This window comes from Streptomyces sp. NPDC039424 (assembly GCF_055639495.1).
The window spans coordinates 18,195-34,525 of sequence record NZ_JBVKAI010000038.1; the positions used below are offsets into that span (position 1 = coordinate 18,195).

General features: G+C 68.4%; 14 protein-coding genes and 2 pseudogenes. 12 read left to right on the plus strand and 4 right to left on the minus strand.

The window, feature by feature from the left end; all coding sequences use genetic code 11:
- The first annotated feature begins 465 nt into the window (after nucleotides 1-465).
- The 4 genes from ACZ7L0_RS43185 to ACZ7L0_RS43200 all read left to right on the plus strand — a co-directional run bounded on the left by ACZ7L0_RS43185 (nucleotide 466) and on the right by ACZ7L0_RS43200 (nucleotide 4,820).
- On the plus strand, nucleotides 466-918 hold the full coding sequence (locus tag ACZ7L0_RS43185; RefSeq protein ID WP_471248074.1) for a MarR family transcriptional regulator: 453 nt from the start codon (nucleotides 466-468) through the stop codon (nucleotides 916-918).
- Between the two features lie 14 nt (nucleotides 919-932).
- A complete protein-coding gene (locus ACZ7L0_RS43190; RefSeq protein WP_471248085.1) occupies nucleotides 933-1,226 on the plus strand; it encodes a replication initiation protein, RepL2 in 294 nt (97 codons plus the stop codon).
- 238 nt (nucleotides 1,227-1,464) lie between these two features.
- Nucleotides 1,465-2,256, plus strand: a complete 792-nt coding sequence (locus ACZ7L0_RS43195; RefSeq protein WP_471248075.1) for an ABC transporter ATP-binding protein — start codon at nucleotides 1,465-1,467, stop codon at nucleotides 2,254-2,256.
- A gap of 8 nt (nucleotides 2,257-2,264) precedes the next feature.
- Nucleotides 2,265-4,820 (plus strand): ABC transporter permease, encoded by a 2,556-nt coding sequence (locus ACZ7L0_RS43200; RefSeq protein ID WP_471248076.1) that lies wholly within the window; start codon nucleotides 2,265-2,267, stop codon nucleotides 4,818-4,820.
- Nucleotides 4,821-5,025: 205 nt separating this feature from the next.
- Here ACZ7L0_RS43200 and ACZ7L0_RS43205 read toward each other — a convergent pair whose 3' ends face one another.
- The gene (locus ACZ7L0_RS43205) at nucleotides 5,026-5,754 is read right to left on the minus strand and encodes a helix-turn-helix domain-containing protein (protein ID WP_471248077.1); all 729 of its coding nucleotides are present in this window, start codon (nucleotides 5,752-5,754) and stop codon (nucleotides 5,026-5,028) included.
- 221 nt (nucleotides 5,755-5,975) lie between these two features.
- Between ACZ7L0_RS43205 and ACZ7L0_RS43210 the strand changes: the two genes are divergently transcribed.
- The 3 genes from ACZ7L0_RS43210 to ACZ7L0_RS43220 are packed head-to-tail and all read left to right on the plus strand — an operon-like array spanning nucleotide 5,976 to nucleotide 8,406.
- Nucleotides 5,976-6,641 carry a DUF4097 family beta strand repeat-containing protein gene (locus tag ACZ7L0_RS43210; protein ID WP_471248078.1) on the plus strand — a complete coding sequence of 222 codons (666 nt, stop codon included), beginning with the start codon at nucleotides 5,976-5,978 and terminating at the stop codon, nucleotides 6,639-6,641.
- 26 nt (nucleotides 6,642-6,667) lie between these two features.
- Nucleotides 6,668-7,624, plus strand: coding sequence for an ATP-binding cassette domain-containing protein (locus tag ACZ7L0_RS43215; RefSeq protein ID WP_471248079.1), 957 nt, complete (start codon nucleotides 6,668-6,670; stop codon nucleotides 7,622-7,624).
- Nucleotides 7,621-8,406, plus strand: a complete 786-nt coding sequence (locus ACZ7L0_RS43220; RefSeq protein WP_471248080.1) for an ABC transporter permease — start codon at nucleotides 7,621-7,623, stop codon at nucleotides 8,404-8,406. The genes ACZ7L0_RS43215 and ACZ7L0_RS43220 overlap by 4 nt, the downstream gene beginning before the upstream one ends.
- A gap of 813 nt (nucleotides 8,407-9,219) precedes the next feature.
- Here ACZ7L0_RS43220 and ACZ7L0_RS43225 read toward each other — a convergent pair.
- A pseudogene (locus ACZ7L0_RS43225) lies at nucleotides 9,220-9,494 on the minus strand (IS5/IS1182 family transposase); the annotation flags it as partial.
- Nucleotides 9,495-9,706: 212 nt separating this feature from the next.
- On the opposite strand from ACZ7L0_RS43225, the gene ACZ7L0_RS43230 reads away from it, so the two are divergent.
- The gene (locus ACZ7L0_RS43230) at nucleotides 9,707-9,874 is read left to right on the plus strand and encodes a transposase (protein ID WP_471248086.1); all 168 of its coding nucleotides are present in this window, start codon (nucleotides 9,707-9,709) and stop codon (nucleotides 9,872-9,874) included.
- A gap of 385 nt (nucleotides 9,875-10,259) precedes the next feature.
- Here ACZ7L0_RS43230 and ACZ7L0_RS43235 read toward each other — a convergent pair whose 3' ends face one another.
- The gene (locus tag ACZ7L0_RS43235; protein WP_471248081.1) at nucleotides 10,260-10,511 is read right to left on the minus strand and encodes a hypothetical protein; all 252 of its coding nucleotides are present in this window, start codon (nucleotides 10,509-10,511) and stop codon (nucleotides 10,260-10,262) included.
- 299 nt (nucleotides 10,512-10,810) lie between these two features.
- Between ACZ7L0_RS43235 and ACZ7L0_RS43240 the strand changes: the two genes are divergently transcribed.
- The gene (locus tag ACZ7L0_RS43240) at nucleotides 10,811-11,158 is read left to right on the plus strand and encodes a VOC family protein (RefSeq protein ID WP_471248082.1); all 348 of its coding nucleotides are present in this window, start codon (nucleotides 10,811-10,813) and stop codon (nucleotides 11,156-11,158) included.
- A gap of 265 nt (nucleotides 11,159-11,423) precedes the next feature.
- On the opposite strand, the gene ACZ7L0_RS43245 is transcribed toward ACZ7L0_RS43240, so the two are convergent.
- Entirely contained in the window at nucleotides 11,424-12,041 is a 618-nt protein-coding gene (locus ACZ7L0_RS43245; RefSeq protein ID WP_471248083.1) for a hypothetical protein, read from the minus strand.
- 381 nt (nucleotides 12,042-12,422) lie between these two features.
- Between ACZ7L0_RS43245 and ACZ7L0_RS43250 the strand changes: the two genes are divergently transcribed.
- From ACZ7L0_RS43250 to ACZ7L0_RS43260, 3 genes and pseudogenes are all read left to right on the plus strand, one after another.
- Complete coding sequence (locus ACZ7L0_RS43250) at nucleotides 12,423-13,835, plus strand: transposase (protein WP_471248084.1); 1,413 nt, start codon at nucleotides 12,423-12,425, stop codon at nucleotides 13,833-13,835.
- Nucleotides 13,836-13,982: 147 nt separating this feature from the next.
- Nucleotides 13,983-14,276: pseudogene (locus ACZ7L0_RS43255) on the plus strand (ATP-binding protein); the annotation flags it as partial.
- 355 nt (nucleotides 14,277-14,631) lie between these two features.
- On the plus strand, nucleotides 14,632-15,780 hold the full coding sequence (locus ACZ7L0_RS43260; protein ID WP_471248087.1) for a hypothetical protein: 1,149 nt from the start codon (nucleotides 14,632-14,634) through the stop codon (nucleotides 15,778-15,780).
- Nucleotides 15,781-16,331 lie beyond the last annotated feature (551 nt).

Genomic DNA, 16,331 nt, shown 5'->3' on the forward strand with positions numbered 1-16,331 from the left:
CCGGCGCGCCCGCCGTCGTGGCTGGCTTTCGTCGGCCGAGGCTGGAGAGGGGGCCGGTTCGAGCGACTCCAAGGGGACAGCCGACAACGCTACTTGTACCAAGTAAGAGAGCGCCGCCCCCGGAACCCGGCGTGACCTGCGAAATCACCGTGCACCACCCAGATCCGCCGATCTGGCACACGGTTCCCTGAACCGCTGAGGCCGTTCCTACAACCTCGCACCCGGTTCAGAGGATCGTGGTGCCCAGTTCCCAGGAACCCGGCAGATTGACCTCACGTTCATCGTGACGGCCTCTGGGACCCGTTTGGGCGCCGCTTGAGCACCGCTGAAGAATCACTGGGAAGTCCAGCGACACGGCCCCCCGGGCAGGGTTTATCGACTTCCTGCTCATGTACGTTAAGTTCATCTGGTCGGCCTGACAGCCGCCCGCCATGAACTCTCCAGCAACCAGGCACGGAGGCCCTCTTGGGAACAGCGCGCAGACTGCTGGACGCTGACACAGGCGAGATCGTCCCCTATGCGCCGTACGCCTTCTCCGGCCGTCACACCCAGGTAGACAAGGCGCGGGTGGAGGCGATCACCGAGAGCAAGGCCTTCACGCCCAGCCAGAAGTTCCTCGTTCTGTGGTGGATCGGGGTCTCACCGGAGGGCATGGAGCCGCTCCGGGCCACCGGCGCGGACATCGCCAAGAGGGTCGGCATGTCCACGGACGCCGTGGGGAAGATCAATCGGAAGCTGGTCAAACACCGCATCCTGATCATCCGCGGCCGCATCGGCAACTACAACTTCTACCGGATCAGCCCGTACATTGCGTTCCACGGAACGGGAATCGAGCAACGGGAAGCCATCAAGAGCTGCAACCCGCCGCACATCCCCGGTTTCGACGATTCAACCCCTGCACGGTGGGAGGCCAAGTGAACAACACCAAGGACATGACCCTCCGCCTGCTCGAGCACACGGCCGGTCTGCCCGCCAACCAGCGCCTGATCCTCATGCTGTACGCGGCTCACCCCACCGACCGTGCAGGCACCGTGAGCAAGACCGCCGCCGAGCTCGCCGAGACCCTCGGCATGTCGCCCACCGTCTTCTCCCGCACCCGCCGCCAGATCGTCGAGGCCGGCTGGCTGGAGGAATCGGAGCGCCTCGGCCACATCCGCTACTACCGCCTGAGCCCGAAGGCCACCGGCGAGGACGTGGTCGTACCACTGCGCCGGGCTGCGACGTGACCCGGTTCGGCGAACGTGGCTGATGAACCTCAGGTCAATCAGCCACGTCCACCAGGACGCCCTGGGTGCGCACCGAAGCAATGAGACGACACCGCCCCTCAGGCCACAGGCGGACTCTCGCCCCTGACCCGCCCCCTACACCCCCCTAGACCACCCCTTGCGCCGTGCCCCGATGTGCAAGGAGTTCGTAAATTCCCTGTCAGGAAATACCCATGGCGGTCTACCGGGGACGTGGTCAATGGACAGGGAACGAGCTGAGAGCCAGTGGGCAGTGCGCCTCGAGGACGTGCGCAAGGTCTACGGCACGGACAGCACGACGACAACCGCATTGGACGGCGTCTCCGTAGGCTTCGCACCAGGTAGCTTCACCGCCGTCATGGGACCCTCCGGATCGGGTAAGAGCACCTTCCTGCACTGCGCCGCGGGCCTCGACCGGCCGACCTCCGGGAAGGTCCTGCTCAAGGGCCAGGACATCGGCGGTCTCAACGAGACGGAGCTGACCAGGCTGCGCCGCGACGAGGTCGGCTTCGTCTTCCAGGCGTTCAACCTGATGCCCGCCCTGACGGTCGAGCAGAACGTGACGCTGCCGCTGAAGCTGGCCGGCCAGCGCCCCGACCACCGCAGGATCGCTGAGGTCATCGAGCGGGTCGGACTCGGCGAACGCAAGCGGCACCGCCCCGCCCAGCTCTCCGGCGGACAGCAGCAGCGCGTGGCCATCGCCCGCGCCCTGGCCGTACGGCCCACGGTGCTCTTCGCCGACGAGCCGACCGGCGCGCTCGACACCACGACCGCCGCCGAAGTCCTCACCCTGCTGCGCGAGTCGGTCACGACGGACGGCCAGACCATCATCATGGTCACCCACGACCCGGTGGCGGCCTCCTACGCCGACACCGTCGTCTTCCTCGCCGACGGCCGGTTCGTCGACCGGCTGCACGCACCCACTCCCGACGCCGTCGCGGAGCGGATGACCCACCTGGTCGCCCGCGGTCGCACCCGCCCGGCGGACCACAGGACGTGGGAGGCCGCCTGATGTTCGCCATGGCGGCTCGTATGCTGCGCTTCAGGGTGGGGGCGTTCGTCGCCACCTTCGTCGCGCTGACCTTCGGCGCCTTGATCGTGCTCGCCTGCGGCGGACTGCTGGAGACCGCGGTACGCAACAACGCGCCGCCGCAGCGACTGGCGGCAGCCGACATCCTGGTCACCGGCGACCGCTCCTACGTGGTCCCGCACGGCGGCGAGGACGCGGAGACCGCCGTCCTGCCCGAGCGGGTGCCGCTGGCGGCCACGGCCGCGCGGACGGTGCGCTCCGTGGCCGGTGTGCGGTCCGTGGTGGAGGAGCGGACCCTCGACGCGGCCGTGCTCGGCGACAGCGGACCCGTCGGCGGCGACGAAGTCGAGGCGCACGGCTGGAAGTCGGCCGCGCTCGCCCCGTACCGGCTCGTCTCCGGAACTGCCCCGCAGCGGGCCGGCGATGTGGTCCTCGACGCCGAACTGGCCGCGGCGGCCGGGGCGAAGACCGGGGAGCGGGTGCGCGTCTCCGCGCACGGCACCGCCGACACCTACCGGCTGACCGGCATCGTCCGGCCGCCCTCCGGCCGCCCGGCGATCAAGCCGACCCTGTTCTTCTCCGAGGGGGACACCCAGCGCCTGGCCCACCCGGCCGGCCGCTCGGAAACCCTCGCGGTCACCGTGGCCGACGGCAACGACACCAAGGAGGTTCGCGAGCGGATCGCCGCCGCCATGGAAGGACAGCCGGTGAAGGTGCTCACCGGTGACGACCGCGGCGTGGTCGAGGACGCCAAGGTGCTCTCCGGACGGCAGCAACTCATCATCCTCAGCGCGGTGTTCGGTGGCATGGCGACGTTGGTGGCCGTCTTCATCGTCTCCAGCACGATCGGGCTCACCGTGCAGCAGCGGCGGCGGGAGTTCGCCCTTCTGCGCGCCATCGGAGCCACGCCCGGCCAGCTGCGCCGGATGCTGCTCGGCGAGACGCTCCTGGTGTCACTCGCCGCCGGCGCGGTCGCCTGGCTGGCCGGTCCGGCACTGGGCCGGCTGCTGTTCCGCCAGCTGGTGGACGCCGGACTGGCCGCAGAGGTGCTGAAGTTCTACCTGGGGTGGATCCCGGCGCTCGCGGCCACGGGAGCCATGCTGCTGACCGCGCTGCTGGGCGGCTGGATCGGTGCCCGGCGGGCGGTGAGCGCCCGGCCGACCGAGGCGCTCGCCGAAGCGGTGGTCCAGGACAAGTGGTTCAACTGGGTCCGCTTGGCTTTCTCGGTGATCTCCCTCGGCGGCACGGCGGCGCTGGGCATCCTCACCGTGGTGCTGTTCGACGGCACCATCGCGGCCGCCACCGCGGGCCCCGCGGTCATCGTGGCCGTGATCGGCCTCGCCCTGCTGGCACCCGGCCTCACCAAGGTGCTGATGGCAGCCCTGTCCGGGCCGGTACGTCGTTTCACGGGCGTCAACGGAGAACTGGCCGTGCTCAACTCCAGGGTGCGCGCGGTGCGCATGGCCGCCGTGGTCACCCCGGTGATGCTGGCGGTCGGTTTCGCCACCGGCAATGTGTACTTGCAGACGACCATGACCGACGCCTCCGAGAAGGCGTTCGTGGAGAACCTGCGCGCCGATGCCGTGCTCACCACCCCCGCGGGCGGCGTCGACCCCGGGCTGCTGGAGCGGGTGCGCGCCGTCGACGGTGTCTCGGGAGCGAGTCTGTACGCGGCGAGCACCGGGTTCATCGAGGAGCCGGCCGACAGCTCCCAGGACGATGCCGGGCTGCCACTGCAGGGCGTCAGCGCCGACGGCGCCGCGGCGACGATCGCCGCCGACGTCACCCGGGGCAGCCTGCGGAGGCTGACCGGCAGCACGATCGCGCTGACCGAGGACAAGGCCGACCATCTGAAGCTGGACATCGGCGACACGGTGACGGTCCGGATGGGCGACCGCAGCGCCCAGGAGCTGAAGGTGGTCGCCGTCTACCAGGGGCGGGCCGGCTACGACATGGGGCTGATGCCCGCCGACACGCTCGCCGAGCACACCTCCGGCGGCCTCCCGGCACAGATCATGGTGCGGGCCGACAAAGGCACCGGGAGGGACCAACTGGTCTCCGCACTGACGCCGTTGGCGAAGTCGGTGCCGGGAGTGGCGGTCGTCGACCGGGACACCCTGGTGGAGGGCCATATGAAGTCGATGCAGATCATGGCCTGGATCAACTACCTCCTCGGCGGGGCGATCGTGGGCTACGCGGCGATCTCCATGGTCAACAGCCTGATCATGTCGACCAACAACAGGCGCCGCGAGTTCGGTCTGCAGCGCCTGAACGGAGCCACCCGCAACCAGGTACTGAAGATGGTGACCGGTGAGGCCCTGCTGGTCTCGGCGGTCGGCGTCATCCTGGGCACGGCGGCTGCCGCCATGTCACTGATCCCGTTCAGCCTGGCCGCGGCCGACTCGTGGATGCCGTCCGGGCCCGTGTGGGTCTATCTCGGCATCGTCGGCATCGTCACGGTGGTCACCCTGGGTGCGACCCTGACACCCACCTGGCTGGCCCTCAGGGTGCGTCCCGCGCTCGCCGCGGCGGGTGCGGTGGACTGAGACCCCCAGGCCCGTATGCCAAAAAGCCCCGCTCCCGGCTGACCGGGGGCGGGGCTTTCGATCCTGGAGCGCCGGGCAGGCCTTGCACCTGCATTTCCCCGCAGGAAGCGGGACGTCTTTCCTTGGACCACCAACGCATCGAACTCTGCCTGTTCATGGCGGCGAGCTCAAGATCCACTGTACAGCACCCGCAACCGGCCCTGCGTCATGGTGTTTCGGTCTTTTCGGTGTTCGTATGGAGAACCTCGCGGGCCTGTTCCGCGGCGCGGATGAGGCTCTCGGCGACGAAGTCGACGAAGCGGGCGATGTTCTCGAGGCGGGTGGCGGCCGGGGTGTCGGGGCCGAGGATGCCGACGCCTTGTCGTGCGGTCTCGGCGAGTTGGGCGTTGGACCGGGCGGCGGCGATCATCGACTGGTAGAAGACGTCGTCGTCGACGGCGTAGCGCTCGCGGCGGCGTTCGTCGCGTTCCCGGCGGATGAGGCCCTGGCTTTCGAGGAACGCGACCGCTTTGGAGACGGACGCCGGGCTGACCTGGAGGCGCTGGACGAGTTCGGATGCGGTGAGGCTGCCGGCGTCGGTGGTGTAGAGGCAGGTCAGCACCCGGGACATCATCTTGGGCAGGCCCTGTTGCATGAGGAGGGTCGTGAACATCTCCTCGTACTCGCGCACGGCCTCGGCGTCGCGTCCGTCGGCCTGCGGGGACGCCTCCACCCCCCGGGGTGCGGCCTGCCTGCGCCGGTGGCTGCGGCGCTCGGTGGCGCGATGGGCCAGGTCGGCGCGGTAGGCGGTGGGGCCGCCATTGCGCATCACCTCACGCGTGATGGTCGAGGTCGGACGGTCGAGACTTCTGGCGATCTCCGCGTAGGCGAGGCCGTCGGCCAGTCCCAGCGCGATCTGCTGGCGTTCCTGCTGGGTGAGTCTGCCTCCCGGCATCGCGATCTCCTTCGTTCTCCTTGGTGCCCCCAGTGTAGCGTTCACCTCCAATCCATTGCAACGAACAGCCAGTAGTCGTTGCATTAAACTCTAAGCCATTGCAACACTTTCACTGCTCTCACCTGCAATAACACCAATACATCGCAACGGGCATGTTGCCCAATCCATGAATGCAACGTAGCGTTTCCAACGTCAGAAACAAGAACTCGAAGGAGTGCACGATGCAGAAGTTCGACACCCCCGCCCCGATCTCCGCCATCCTGGACATCCCCGCCGGACGCATCCAGTTCATCGCCGCGGACCGCGCCGACACCGCCGTCGAGGTCCTGCCCGCCAACCCCTCCAAGAGCCGCGACACCAAGGCCGCTGAGCAGACCACCGTCGCCTACGCCGACGGCGTCCTGCGGATCACGGCCTCGACCCCCGGCAACCAGCTCCTCGGCCCCTCCGGATCCATCGAGGTGACCGTCCAACTGCCCGCCGGTTCCCGCATCGAGGCCAGGACCGCAAGCGCCGAGCTTCGCGGCGTAGGCCGCCTCGGCGACGTCGCCTTCGAAGGTGCGTACCGCCAGATCAAGATCGACGAGGCAGCGAGCCTCCGCCTCACTGCGACCGACGGTGACGTCGAGGTCGGCCGGCTCAACGGCCCTGCGGAGATCAGCACCGCAAGGGGCGACATCCGGATCGCCGAGGCCGTGCGCGGCACGGTCGTGCTCCGCACCCAGTCGGGCGACATTTCGGTCGCCGCGGCCGCCGGCGTCTCGGCCGCCCTGGACGCCGGCACCGGCTACGGCCGCGTCAGCAACGCCCTCAAGAACGACGGCACCGCCGAACTCGACATCCGCGCCACCACCTCCCACGGCGACATCACCGCCCGCAGCCTCTGACCCGCAGCCCCTGAGGAGCGCCCATCATGACCAACCTGGCCATCGCGGCGAACGGGCTGCGCAAGTCCTACGGCGACAAGACCGTCCTCGACGGTGTCGACCTGGCCGTCCCCGAAGGAACGGTCTTCTCCCTGCTCGGCCCGAACGGCGCCGGCAAGACCACCGCCGTGAAGATCCTCTCCACCCTCATCACCGCCGACGCCGGCGATCTGCACGTCGGCGGCCACGACCTGGCCGCCGACCCGCAGGCCGTGCGCGCCGCGATCGGCGTCACCGGGCAGTTCTCCGCCGTCGACGGCCTGATCACCGGCGAGGAGAACATGCTCCTCATGGCCGACCTGCACCACCTCTCCAAGCGTGAGGGCCGCCGTACCGCCGCCGAACTCCTGGAGCGCTTCGACCTGGTGGAGGCCGCGAAGAAGCCCGCCTCCACCTACTCCGGCGGCATGAAACGCCGCCTCGACATCGCCATGACGCTGGTCGGCAGCCCGCGGATCATCTTCCTCGACGAGCCCACCACCGGCCTCGACCCCCGCTCCCGCCACAACATGTGGCAGATCATCCGCGAACTCGTCACGGGCGGCGTCACCGTCTTCCTCACCACCCAGTACCTGGAGGAGGCCGACCAGCTCGCCGACCGTATCGCCGTGCTCAACGACGGCAGGATCGCCGCCCAGGGCACCGCCGAGGAGCTCAAGCGGCTGATCCCCGGCGGCCACGTCCGGCTCCGCTTCACCGACCCGACCGCCTACCAGTCCGCCGCCTCCGCTCTGCGCGAGGCCACCCGCGACGACGAGGCGCTGGCACTGCAGATCCCCAGCGACGGCAGCCAGCGCGAACTGCGCTCCATCCTCGACCGGCTGGACTCGGCCGGCATCGAGGCGGACGAGCTGACCGTGCACACCCCCGACCTCGACGACGTGTTCTTCGCCCTGACCGGCAGCACCGACATCCCCAACCAGCCCAAGGAGTCTGTCCGATGAGCGCCCTCTCCCTCGCCGTACGCGACTCGAAGACGATGCTGCGCCGCAACCTCCTGCACGCCCGCCGCTACCCGTCCCTCACCCTGAACCTGCTGCTCACCCCGGTCATGCTGCTACTGCTCTTCGTCTACATCTTCGGCGACGTGATGAGCACGGGCATCGGCGGCGCGGACCGCTCCGACTACATCGCCTATATCGTCCCGGGCATTCTGATGATGACCATAGGCGGCACCGTGATCGGCACCGCGGTGTCCGTCGCCACCGACATGACCGAGGGCATCATCGCCCGCTTCCGCACCATGGCGATCCACCGCGGCTCCGTGCTCATCGGGCACGTCATCGGCAGCGTGCTGCAGTGCATCGCCAGCGTGGTCCTCGTCGGCGCCGTCGCCGTGGCCATCGGCTTCCGCTCCAGCGACGCCACGGTCCTGGAATGGCTGGCGGCGTTCGGGCTGCTCGCGCTGTTCGCCCTGGCGCTCACCTGGATCGCGGTCGGAATGGGCATGGCCAGCCCGAACGCCGAGGCAGCCGGCAACAGCGCGCAGCCGCTGATCCTCCTGCCACTCATCTCCAGCGCCTTCATCCCCGCCGACACAATGCCGGGCTGGTTCCAGCCCATCGCCGAGTACCAGCCGTTCACCCCCGCCATCGAAACCCTGCGCGGGCTGCTGCTCGGCAGCGAGATCGGCCACAACGGATGGCTCGCCATCGCCTGGTGCCTGGGCCTCGCGGCGCTCGGCTACTTCTGGTCGGCCTCGAAGTTCAACCACGACCCGAGGTAAACGCCATGACAGCGCGGACCACCCGAGGACGGCATGTCACCCAGACAAGCGCCCTACCCCCGCACACGCCAAAAGCCCCGCTCCCGGCTGACCGGGGGCGGGGCTTTCGATCCTGGAGCGCCGGGCAGGCCTTGCACCTGCATTTCCCCGCAGGAAGCGGGGCGTCTTTCCTTGGACCACCAACGCATCGAGTTCCGTCAGCCTCTCGGCGACCCACTCAAGATCCACTATACAACACCCCCGACCGTGCCCTCATCCCCGTCCAGCCCGTCCTCCACCGCAGGCTTCGAGAGAGGCGGTCTGGGCGGCGAAGCGCTGGCGGCGTCGTTGGGTAAGGCGTCCGGGGCCGCCGGCTTTGGTGTCTTCCTGGCTCTGTGGTCGGGGCTGTGTGTCAGCGAGTGATTGGAGGATTTGCGCCAGGTCGGGGGGCGAGTGTTGCAGGTGGGTTGGTTCGCGCGTAGCCCAAATCATCCGGTTGTCGCCGTGGTGGCTGGAGATGGCTTCGAGTGCCTGGCGATGTCTTTTCCTAGGCCTGCTCCGTATCCGGTCAGCCGCCTGTTTCGATGTCCACCGACCGGCGACTTGTTCATCACAGTCTTCGGTTCGACGGTCACTTCGGGCGTGGGCGCGTTTTCTTTCCTCCGCTCAGCCCTCGGCGCATGCCGAACCCGCCCCCCTGGTCTGGACACACGCGAAAGCTCTGGCTTGAGGTGGGCGAGATGCTTGTAGCGGCACTGGGCGGTGGCGAGGCGGAGTAAGGGCCGGGTAGTTGCGGGGTTGGCGTTTGTAGCAGGGGCTGAGTGGGCGGTAGCCGGACAGCCAGGACAGTCTCGTTCCCGGCTTGCCTCGGTCCATGGGGCTCGGAACTGTGTGTTCGCCCCCTTTTTTAGCCCTGACGTGGGTGGTGTCGAGGACGACGCGGGTGACGTCGATGAGGCCGGCGTCGTCGAGGCGGTCCGGCAGGGCTGAGCGGTCGATGTCGATATGCCGAAGCAGGGCGGCAGTTGGCGCCAGGCCCATCCGCTGACCAGGACGTAGATGATGGCCGCGAACACCGTCTCATCTCCAACTCCACGTACCCCGCCCCCTATACGGCTCAACGTCCGCCTCATCCCGTAGGACACGGTCTTAGACCGGCGCGGACGTCGCCGCAGTGACCACAGTCCGCATCCGCGAACTGATCGAGCGGCTCGTCACTGCTCGCCAGCGGAAGCCGGGCGACCCGAAGTCCGGGTCGTGCCGGACGCCGGATGCGACGCACCCCGCATCGCCCACCTGTTGAACGACCTGCCCGTCCGAGATCCTCGGCCGACTCCGCTCCGACCGGGTCATGCGCCGACCGGCACCGCCGAGGGTCTACGACCCCAAGGGCGGCCGACCACCCAAGCACGGCGGCGAGTTCGTCTTCGGCGACCCGTCCACGTGGGGTATCGAGCGAGCCGTGACGGTCACCGACACCCGCTTCTAGGGGAAGGCGACCGCGCAGGCATGGGACCGACTGCCCCCGAGGCTGACCCGGCGGGCGGCCTGGATCTGGACGTGGCTGGTGATGGCTGCGTATGCCTGGCTCCGGCTCGCCTGTCTGCTGGCTACCGATTTCCGGCGGCGTTGGGAGAAACCGGCCTCGTTGAACCAGGTTACGGCCGCTCGGGTCGCAGGGGGTTCAGGAACCTGTGGACCGAAGCCTTCGCGGCCAGCTCACGGGAGGTCAGCAGGCTGGAAAAATCGCCGCCTGGCCACCTGGCGTGACGTGGGCCGCGTCCTCGCCACCGGCGAGGCGTACAGCCGACCCGCCCACCACAAGAAGGGCACCAAGTCCAGGCGAACCGTCACGGAGCTACCGGATCAGATTCCTAAGGGCGAGTAGCTGCAGCAGCGATGCCGGACTTCCGAAGCGTGCGGGCCAGGTATTCCATCTCGGGAAGCGTTCCTGAGTAATCACCGTCCAACACACGGCGCAGCTCAGCCTTGGCGTTCATCAGGTCAATACCGAGCTCAGCCCGCAGCACGCGCATGATGGCGACACCCTTGGCCGACGGACTGCTCACCTGCAGCCTCACGGGTCCGTGCTCGGAGAGCATCTGATCCCGCAGTTCGGCCGGCACGTCGCCACCGCACACGGCTACTACAAATCCACAGGCGGAACAGGTTGACTCAACGTCCCATCGCAACCGGCCGTCCACCAGGGCCTGAACTCCCCAGCACTCCAGCTTCGCACCGCAGTCCTGGCACACAGCGGAGTACCTGACGGATTCGAAAACCGCCTGCTCCATCCCCACCCCCAACGGAAACGAGGTAAAAAACGACAAGTTTAGGGTCTGTTGCGAAAGTGCCTGCGAGGGCGGGTGTGTCGTAGTACCTCTGGATAGTCCCAGGAGGCGTCTGTTCTCTTTTGGAGTCGTCGATGGCCGTTCGCCGTGTCGTGCCCAACGTCCAGTCAGAGGCTGTGCAGGAGAGTCGGGAGTTCTACGGCTTGCTGGGATTCGAGGAGGTCATGAATCACGGCTGGATCATGACACTCGCCTCCCCATCCAGCCCGGCGGCGCAGATCAGCTTCATGGCCAGCGACAAGACGGCGCCAGTCACCCCCGACATGAGCGTGGAGGTGGACGACGTGGATGCGGCCTATGCGGTCATGCGGGACAGTGGTGCGGAGATCGTGTACCCCTTGCAGGACGAGGAGTGGGGGGTGCGGCGGTTCTTCGTCCGTGACCCCAACGGCCGGGTGGTCAACGTCTTGGGTCATCGCTGACATCGCTCCGCTGCTGGCAACGGTCCCGGTCGCTGATGAGTGACGTGTGAGTTGTAGTGGAGTGCGTCAGCTGTGTGCACCGGGTGTGGGAGGTGTTTGCGCTGATCGGGGGGTGGGTGGGGGCTGTGGGGGTGTCGCTTTGCTGGTGAAGGTTGTTGTCGTTTTCCGGTGAAGGTTCGTTGTCGTGCGTGTAGACGTGTGAGGGGGCGGTCCGGGTACGGCAGGCCGGCTGTTCAGAGGTGGCCGGTCGGGTTCGTTCGGGTTGTTACTGCGGCGGGAGTCCAGCGAAGGACGCGATCTCGGCTTTCAGAGTCCGCCATGCTGCTCGTTGCCGTTGTTGCGCTTCGTTCCGGTCGACGATGGCTTTCAGGTTGATGATCTGCTGGTCGATCCGGTGGGCGCGGAATGGGTCGGACGGCCTGAGCCGGTCGAGGCGGCGCGTTGCTGCGTCGATCCGGGCTGGGATGGGCATCGTTGCCCAGGATGAGACCGGCTGCTCGGCGGCGTCCGTGTTGAGGAGTGGTTCTCGTGTGTCCATCCGGATCACCGCACCCCAGTGCTTGGCTGTGATGGGTTGATCGGAGAGGTACCAGGCTGCTGGGTCGCCTCCGGCCTGCTCCACCGCGGTCCGGTTGTCGCATAGCTCGCGCCACAGCGGCCAGTACAGGATGGACGGGGCGGGGGCGACGGATATCCGGACGACGGTCCGGTCAAGGTCCCGCAGACCGCTGTCGTGCCCGGGGCCGTCGGTTAGCCACACAAGCCGGGATTGGCCGTCCAGGTGGCGTGCTGCCTGGGATGTGGTGTCGATGTAGCCGGACGCGCGGATCCCCTCCCAGGACGTGGTGCTGGTGTAGTGGAAGAGGGTGCTCGGCATGGTCACGACTCCAGTGTGAACTGGTGTACCGGGTGCCGACGCGGAGATGACCCGTATTTCCTCACTTCCCTCATTCGTGTTGATCTGTCCGGCGTGTCGGGATGGACACCCCCGAGCGTGGACAGCCGCACTGCGCGGGGTTCGGGCTGGGGGTGTGGGATGTCCGATCGGCGTCTGGTTGGAGAGGACGTGCCGCAGCGGCCGGGTGCGGGGCGTGAGGTTGCTGTGGCGCGCCTGGTAGCGCTGGATTCCCGGGGTGAGTTGACCACAGACCACGCACGTCTGGTCGCCGAGGCCCTGGGCGTCTCGCTGCGGACGGTGTGGAACTGGGTGGCGGTGGCCCGGCGTGAGGGTCGGTTGTCGGCTCGGCCTCCGTCCCGGGCTGGTGTGAGTGCGGATCTGCGTGCGCGTCTGGCGGTGTGGGGCGGAAATGTGGCCGCGGTGCACCGTGAGCTGGTCGCCGAGGCGACGGCGGCTGGCAGGGCGGGCTCGGTTTCTTCTCTGCGTACGTTGCAGCGTGCGGTGGCGCGGGATTTGTCTGCGGGGGAGCGGGCCGGTCTGAAGGGCGGTGAGGCGGCACGTCGCCGCTATGACGTGTACGGCAAGCGTCCGCCGACGTACCGCAATGCGTGCTGGGAAGGGGATCACAAGCGGGTTCCGGTGCGGGTGGATGTAGAGGGCCGGGCGTTGTGTCCGTGGGTGACGTGGTTCATCGATGTCGCGACGAAGGTGGTCGTGGGGGTGGCCGTCACTCCGCATGAGCCTGCCCGGGATGCGGTGTTGGCGGCGTTACGGACGGGCGTCAGCCGTGCCGGCCCGTACGGGCCGTGCGGTGGTCTGCCCGGCGTGGTGCGGGTGGATCGCGGCAAGGAGTTCCTGTGTCAGACGGTGTCGCGGGCGCTGGGCGGCTTCGCGGTGCCGGTGGAGGATCTGCCGGCTTACAAGCCGTACCGCAAGGGCACCATCGAGGCGCTGAACGACGCGGTGGAGGAGATGTTCCTGGTCTCTCTTCCCGGCTACACCCGCCGCGCTCGGCCCGTGGGCGCTCATCGCCCCGACGAGGTGGGCGATCTGCTGTCCTTCGCGGACTTCGTCGAGGCGCTGCTGGGCTGGGTGCGCTGGTGGAACACGCAGCACCGGCCCGCCGGCCTTGCTTCGGGGCTGACGCCAATGGCGGCGTGGGAGGCGGATCCGACCCCGGTGGAAGACGTTCCCGTGGAGCAGCTGGCGTTCTTCGCGCTGGAGGATGACGGCAGGGTGCGGAAGATCTCGACGAGCGGGGTCAGGTGGCGGCGCCGCTTCTACATTGCGCCGTGGATGATCGGCCACGTGGGCACACGCGTACGGCTGCGGTACCTGCCGCATTACGACGGGCAGATCGAGGTCTTCTCCACCGAGCAGTCCGGTCGTCATCTCGGGACCGCCTACCTGGCCCATGAGGCAACGCTTGAGGAGCGCAGGGCGCTGAGCTCGGTCAGGGAGAAGAAGGCCCGTGCGCTGAAGGCCGACTTGAAGGCGGCAGAGAAGCTGCGCCGCACTCGTTACACGGCTCAGGTCACACCAGGCACGCCTCGTCCGCGGCAGACGGTCACCGGGCAGCAGGCTCAGGCGGAGATCGCCCGCGCGAAGGCGACCGATCTGGCGGGCCGGGCGCTGCCGGACCTGATCCCGCCCCGGGACCCGCCTGCCGGCTGGGCCCGGCCGCGTCCCGCCGCCGGGCTGCGCCCGGGTACCGCGCCGCGGCCCTCGGCGTCGGGCGATGCAACCGGCACCGCACCTGCTTCGCACACCGAGGAGTGACACCAGATGGCTACCGCCGAACGCAAGGGGCGTCTGCCCGGGGAGCGGGAAGACCACTTCATGCGCCTGCCCGGCGCCCAGATCGTCTCCACGCGGGCGCTGCTGGCGGCTCGGGAGAACATCCGGGCGGCGATCGAGGCGAGGGCGATGATCTGCATCTACGGGCAGGCCGGCAACGGGAAGTCGTTCGCGGTGAACGCCTCCCTGCGCGAGCTCGCACCGACACTGACCCGCCGGATTCAGTTCCGGGCCCGCCCTTCCACTCGGGACCTGCGTCATGAGCTCTTCCACGCTCTAGGTCTGCCGGGCCGTCCGCCGTCGCATGCGATCGAGTTCGACCGGATGCTGCGCGGTGCGCTGGAGGAGCCGCGGGTGCTGGTGTGTGACGAGGCGCAGTGGCTGTCCAAGCTGTGTTTCGAGTACCTGCGCTATCTGTGGGACGACACCGCATCCGACCTCACCATCGTGTTCACCGGCGGCAACGGCTGTTTCGAGATGCTGCAGAGCGAGCCGATGCTCGAGTCCCGTGTGTATGCCTGGCAGGAGATCGGCCGCATGCCCCTGGACGAGGTCCTCACCGTCATCCCCGCCTTCCACCCGGTATGGGCCGACGCTGAGGCCGAACTGATCGCGGTCTGCGACCAGGAGGCCGCGTACGGGAACTTCCGCGCCTGGGCGAAGATCACCCATCACCTCATCACCGGGATGAAAAGAGAGCGGCCGCGAGCAGGTGGACGAGGAACTGCTGCGCTGGGCCTACAGCAAACTCAGCACCCGCCAGGCCGCGTGAGAGACCATGCTGACCTGCCCCCACCCGCCGCCCGTCACACTGGTCTTGGACCCCCACGACGACGTCACCCACACCCGCGCGGCCCTGGCCGCGCACGACCCGGCAGGCGGACGCATCACCGTCCATCCCACCCCCGCAACCGACTCCACTTTCACCCTGGCCTGCGACATCCTTGCCGCCCTCGGCAAACCCACCCCTCTGACCGCCTACCCCGCCTCCGACCCTCGCCCCGCCTGGACACTGTGCGCGGCCTGGACTCTCGCCGGCCCCGTCACCCACCTTGCCGTCCTGCGCGCCCACCTACTCCACCAGCGTTGCCTTGCCGAGCTGATCGCGCTGCGCTCCCGCACCGGGGTACGCCTCACTCTCGTCTGCCACCAGCGGACGCTCCCACGGACACTGGAGCGCATCCTGGCCCGCACGCAGCACACCGTGGCCGACGCCGAAGCGGTGTTCTCCCAGCAGCAATCTCCAGACGACGAGCCCACGGCCAACGTGCTGCGACGGCGGTGGATCAGCCTGCCGGCCCTGACCACACTGATGTCCTGGGAGGACAGCCCGGCGTGCGTGTGCGCCGCGCCCCTGGCGGATGAGCGCGGCTTCGTGCCTCCTGTCATGCCTGCGCTGACCGAGGAGGAAGTCGCCCGGCGCCTTCATGCCGGCACCGCCCATCCGCATCTCGCGGCCGAGCTCGCCACCGCGTGCTTCACGGCCGCCTCGAGAAGCCAGCTTGCCACTGCCCGGGTACGGGATGCCGCCCTGGACGGCAGCACGGTGACGCTCCACGACCGCCACAACGTCCGCCAGGGCTGCATGACCCACCCTGTGCCCACCTGGGCACGCCCTCTTCTCCGTGCTGCGGCATTCACTCATCTCCTGGCCACCGGCACCAGCAGCGGCAAGCTGTTCACCGATCCCTACGAGCCCACCGGACTGCCCTACCTGACCGACTTCGCAGAGCAGCTCAAACTGCGCCCGCCTCAGCCCCCACGCCCCAAGCGGCGCAAGAACACGCGCAGAAGACCACTGCCACCGACCGTGTGGCCACTCAGCAACGCCCACCACCACCTGCCCTGGATCACGCCTGAAGACATGCAGGGCTGCCCTCAGCCACTCGGCTACAAGCCCAAACGCCCGCCGTACGCGATGCGCTGACGGCCGATCACCGCCCAGGGCCATAGCCCGCACTTCAAGCAGCGAGCAGGAGCACCGGATGCTGCGCAGTTTCAGTAGTCGGTGGGAGCGGTGTGAGGCGGGGGCGGCAGGGAAGACGTGATCCAAATTCGATCCGAAGTCCATTTTGAAGCACAGATCTGAGCGCCCAACCCAGGTCTCCACAGTACCGGGACAGCCCCCCCTCTCTCCGAAGCCGTCCCCTGGCTCATCGTCACGTTCCTTCCACGAAGCCGCACGACCCGCCTCCTTGCTGCCGCACGGGCCGGAGGCCCGTTGGCCGCGCGCAGCGCGGTCGAGGCTGGAGCGCAGCGGAAGCCTCTGGCTGGACGGAGTCCAGCACCGGACTGCAACGCAGGCCGGCTCACTCCCGGAGCGCAGCAGAGGGAGTGTCAGTTCGCTTGCGAAGCAAGCGAACTGGGCGGTGAGCAAAGCGAACCGCCAGCGCTCACGCGAAGCGTGAGCGCAACTCGGGCGCGCAGCGCCCGAGTTCGCTTGCATCGCGCGCAGCGCGATGGGACCCGCTCCGCGGG

Excerpts from the sequence above, each read along its gene's own strand:
- ACZ7L0_RS43200 (WP_471248076.1), top strand. The coding sequence starts at position 2,265 with ATGGCGGCTCGTATGCTGCGCTTCAGGGTGGGGGCGTTCGTCGCCACC.
- ACZ7L0_RS43205 (WP_471248077.1), bottom strand. The coding sequence starts at position 5,754 with ATGCCGGGAGGCAGACTCACCCAGCAGGAACGCCAGCAGATCGCGCTG.
- ACZ7L0_RS43260 (WP_471248087.1), top strand. The coding sequence starts at position 14,632 with ATGCTGACCTGCCCCCACCCGCCGCCCGTCACACTGGTCTTGGACCCC.
- ACZ7L0_RS43215 (WP_471248079.1), top strand. The coding sequence starts at position 6,668 with ATGACCAACCTGGCCATCGCGGCGAACGGGCTGCGCAAGTCCTACGGC.
- ACZ7L0_RS43195 (WP_471248075.1), top strand. The coding sequence starts at position 1,465 with ATGGACAGGGAACGAGCTGAGAGCCAGTGGGCAGTGCGCCTCGAGGAC.
- ACZ7L0_RS43240 (WP_471248082.1), top strand. The coding sequence starts at position 10,811 with ATGGCCGTTCGCCGTGTCGTGCCCAACGTCCAGTCAGAGGCTGTGCAG.
- ACZ7L0_RS43220 (WP_471248080.1), top strand. The coding sequence starts at position 7,621 with ATGAGCGCCCTCTCCCTCGCCGTACGCGACTCGAAGACGATGCTGCGC.
- ACZ7L0_RS43190 (WP_471248085.1), top strand. The coding sequence starts at position 933 with ATGACCCTCCGCCTGCTCGAGCACACGGCCGGTCTGCCCGCCAACCAG.
- ACZ7L0_RS43210 (WP_471248078.1), top strand. The coding sequence starts at position 5,976 with ATGCAGAAGTTCGACACCCCCGCCCCGATCTCCGCCATCCTGGACATC.